At 40.0% G+C, this 1,496-nt stretch carries 1 pseudogene; it reads right to left on the bottom strand.

Annotated elements, in window-relative coordinates:
• Positions 1–1,460, bottom strand: a pseudogene (locus tag QUA78_RS32560) (serine/threonine protein kinase); the annotation flags it as partial.
• Positions 1,461–1,496: the final 36 nt, after the last annotated feature.

The following is a 1,496-nucleotide window of genomic DNA, read 5'->3' as shown; positions in this document are numbered from 1 at the left end:
GCCAGTTCGTTTGCTAATGCTTCTTCTTGGATATATCCCTGTTCTTTGGCTCCTGCTATGGCGCGATCGTAATAATCGCTCGCTTCTAAAGGTTGTCCCATAATCCGCGCTTTTTCTGCTTCTACTAAGTCATACTTGTGCTGAAAATTGCACGGCGCATGGAACGCCCAGGTCTTCATTTTTTCTTGGTTTGCTGCTACTTCACTTAGGTATTCTTGTTGGTCTTTTGCTGAGGCTTTTGGATACAGTGCTAGAAGGGCAAGAGAATGATAGAAGTTCCTGAGCGCATTCTGAATTAATCCCACGCCGCAACTGGCATATTCTGATACTAAATTGGCACAGACTATTGTACCTTCGTAATCTTTAAAGCAATAACGGAGCATCGCTTGAGCGGCATAGTAGAAAAAGAGTAGAGTACCATTATTAGATTCTCGGAACATCGGTACCATTTCTTCTTCATTAAAAATGTCACCTATCAACCGATATTTTTCTGAGTTTTTGCCAAGAATATTCTTAACTAATTGCTGGTAAATTTTGATGGCAAAAGTATCGTAATCTTGCTTATATTTAATGGTAATAGCCACATATTTTTCTTGTTCACGCTCAACTTTTTCTAGCTCTTTTTCGGTTAAAAATGTCATGTAGCAATAATTGAGCAGGCAGTGACAACCACATTCTAAATCACCTACTTCTAAGCCACTTTGCATAGCATCAATCAAAGGTTCTAGGGTTTCCCTACTATGATCTTTCCAGCATCTAAGAATAGCATTAAATATTAACCCAATTTTACAGTTGAGCGAGTTAGTCTCAAATTTCTCCAATACAACAATGGATAGTTTGCCAAATTTATATCCAGAATCTATATCCCCCATTGGTCCACATAGAAGAGATCCATAGAAAACGTAGGCGTAAGCAGATTCGGGCGAGTTGCCATACTTGATCGACAAATCGATCATCGTATATATAATTAGTGGCAGCATAGCTCCATTGCCAAGATAAGCCGATATGACGATGCTCGTTAATATCCGCATCGCCGCAAGTTGATCGACATCTGTCATTGGTGGCAGATTGGCTAAATCCTCAATAATCAATGTTTGAGGGGGTTCTTGCTCCAGAGAAATGCCAAACATTTCCAGAACGCTAATACCAGTATCTATAGCTGATTGGGCTCGGTTTTCAGCCATATCAAACTGAATTTTTAGTTCGTAGACTTGGATTTTTTCTAGGAGGGTTTTTGCTTGTTTGATGATGACATCAGACAACTGTTGCGACCGCTCAAAGTTGGTGGTTATAAATTCTGCTTCTGCTGCTTCTAAATAGAGGTTTAAAGTCAGATCATATTTACTCTCCCAGCTATCCTCCGCTAGAAGTCCCAAACCTACATTCAAATATTTGACAGCAGATTCATAAGCTGTTGCTGCTTTGGCTTTCTGTCCGGCGATCAGATTGAGTTCTGCCAACTCATATCTTTCCAACTCCAAAGTGATTAAATCGGT

The organism is Microcoleus sp. K4-B3 (assembly GCF_036704615.1).
Taxonomy (GTDB): domain Bacteria; phylum Cyanobacteriota; class Cyanobacteriia; order Cyanobacteriales; family Microcoleaceae; genus Microcoleus.
The sequence above is the reverse complement of the archived record's forward strand: the minus strand, read 5'-3'. Positions and strand labels throughout refer to the sequence as shown.